The sequence below is a fragment of the Runella sp. R5_40 genome (assembly GCF_057652295.1).
Window position 1 is genome coordinate 1 of record NZ_JBYFCH010000085.1, and the last position, 331, is coordinate 331.

Here is a 331-nt window from a genome sequence, read left to right on the forward strand (position 1 = left end):
AGTTGTCAGGAAAACTATTTTGTGGGGTTTGCTATTGCTGGTGAGCAGTGTATATGCTCAATATCAGCTATTGCTGAAAGATATTAACATTCAGGCAGATCCGCTTGCTACCTCTGCTACCTTGGGAAGCGACCCGCGCTTTCTGACCAATCACAATGTAATCCTTTATTTTACAGCCAATCAAAACGGCTCGACCGTGGGGCTGTGGAAATCATCAGGGCGAAATGCTAGTTCGGCTATAGTTCTGGATTTACCAGGCACGGCCTATTCTCTCACTAGTGTAGGAAGTTCACTGTATTTTTTGGCGGATCAGACAGGCTACGGCTACGAA

1 protein-coding gene is annotated in these 331 nt (G+C 45.9%); it reads left to right on the top strand.

From position 1 onward, the window contains the following. Window positions 1-331 (top strand): hypothetical protein (locus tag AC23N5_RS31510; RefSeq protein WP_487758574.1); only part of this gene is annotated, 331 nt, incomplete at both ends.